This is a genomic window from Streptomyces sp. MK37H, assembly GCF_018035285.1.
GTDB classification, from domain to species: domain Bacteria; phylum Actinomycetota; class Actinomycetes; order Streptomycetales; family Streptomycetaceae; genus Streptomyces; species Streptomyces endocoffeicus.
The window spans coordinates 1-1,768 of sequence record NZ_JAAAYH010000799.1 but is presented as its reverse complement, the minus strand read 5'-3'; the positions used below and the strand labels follow the sequence as shown (position 1 = coordinate 1,768).

2 protein-coding genes are annotated in these 1,768 nt (G+C 70.3%); one reads left to right on the top strand and one right to left on the bottom strand.

Annotated features, from left to right (window positions below):
• The first annotated feature begins 99 nt into the window (after positions 1-99).
• Positions 100-1,446 carry an NADP-specific glutamate dehydrogenase gene (gdhA, locus tag GWI24_RS44005; protein ID WP_210951607.1) on the top strand — a complete coding sequence of 449 codons (1,347 nt, stop codon included), beginning with the start codon at positions 100-102 and terminating at the stop codon, positions 1,444-1,446.
• Between the two features lie 64 nt (positions 1,447-1,510).
• Here gdhA and GWI24_RS44000 read toward each other — a convergent pair.
• Positions 1,511-1,768: SpoIIE family protein phosphatase (locus tag GWI24_RS44000; protein WP_210951606.1), on the bottom strand; the 258-nt coding region annotated here is incomplete at its 5' end.

Sequence of the window (1,768 nt, the reverse complement as noted above, 5' to 3'; positions counted from 1 at the left end):
CGGGCGCGCCGCCATGGTGAACCCCGCCGGGGACAAGATCCTGGACCCCCACAGGACCGGCATATGAGACAGAAGACCACAGAGAGGCACCACGCACCCATGGACGTCAGCGCCCGTATCGAGGCCGTCTACGCGCAGATCGTGCACCGCAACCCCGGGGAGTCCGAGTTCCACCAGGCGGCGCGCGAGGTGCTGCCGGCCCTCGCCCCCGTGCTCGGCGCGCATCCGGAGTATCTGGAGGCGCGGATCGTGGAGCGGCTGTGCGAGCCGGAGCGGCAGCTCGTCTTCCGGGTGCCATGGGTGGACGACGACGGCGAGGTCCAGGTCAACCGGGGCTTCCGGGTGGAGTTCAACAGCGCGCTGGGCCCCTACAAAGGCGGCTTGCGCTTCCACCCCAGCGTCGATCTGGGCATCGTGAAGTTCCTCGGCTTCGAGCAGATCTTCAAGAACGCGCTGACGGGCCTCGCCATCGGCGGTGGCAAGGGCGGTGCGGACTTCGACCCCAAGGGGCGTTCGGACGGCGAGGTCATGCGGTTCTGCCAGTCCTTCATGACCGAACTCCACCGCCATCTGGGCGAGCACACCGATGTGCCGGCCGGGGACATCGGAGTGGGCGCCCGCGAGATCGGCTATCTCTTCGGCCAGTACAAGCGGCTGACCAATCGCTTCGAGGCCGGTGTGCTGACCGGTAAGCCGGTCGCCTGGGGCGGTTCACCCGCGCGTACCGAGGCCACGGGGTACGGCACCGTCCACTTCGTCCAGGAGATGCTGCGTACCCGCGAGAGGGATTTCGACGGCCTTACGGTCGTCGTCTCCGGCTCCGGCAATGTGGCCCTCTACGCCATCGAGAAGGTCCACGCCCTCGGCGGCCGAGTGGTGGCCTGCTCCGACTCCTCCGGCCATGTGGTCGACCCGGACGGTATCGACCTCGCGCTGCTCAAGGAGATCAAGGAGGTCCGGCGGCAGCGGATCTCCGCCTATGCCGACGCCAAGCCGGGCGCCGTCTTCTCCGGCCGCGGCTCGGTCTTCGAGCTGCCCTGCGAGGTCGCCCTGCCCTGCGCGACCCAGAACGAGCTGACCGAGCAGAGCGCGATCGCCCTGGTCAAGAACGGTGTGATGGCCGTGGCCGAGGGCGCCAACATGCCCTGCACCCCGGCGGCGATCGAGATCTTCCGGGAGGCCGATGTGCTCTTCGGCCCCGGTAAGGCCGCCAACGCGGGCGGTGTGGCCACCTCCGCGCTGGAGATGCGGCAGAACGCGTCCCGCGAGCGCTGGACCTTCGCCCAGACCGAGGCCCGCCTCGCGGCCGTCATGACCGAGGTCCACACCCTGTGCCGGGCCACCGCCGACCGCTACGGCTGCTCCCCCGACGACTACGCCCTGGGCGCGAACGCCGCCGGATTCGTGCGGGTGGCGGAGGCGATGGCCGCCCAGGGCGTCATCTGAGCCGATCCGTCGGAGGCGCTGAGCGGGTCATACGGACCACGGGTCACGCCGACAGCGCATCCGCTCACGCCGACGGCATATCCGCCGCCCTGCGCACCGCGCCCAGCACCGGCTTGCGGAGCAGCAGCAGCGCCGCGTCGTCGTGGAGCCGGCCGCCCACATGGGACAGCAGTTCGTCGTGGAGCGAGGCGAGGGTGCGGGACGGCTCGTCGCAGATGTGCCGCGGCACCCGTTCCAGCAGCGGGAAGTACTCCCGGCCGCGGTCCCGCGCCTCGATGACCCCGTCGGTGTAGAGCAGCAGCTGGTCGCCCTCGGCGAACGG

Coding starts and splice junctions, on each gene's coding strand:
- gdhA (WP_210951607.1), top strand. CDS start 100: ATGGACGTCAGCGCCCGTATCGAGGCCGTCTACGCGCAGATCGTGCAC.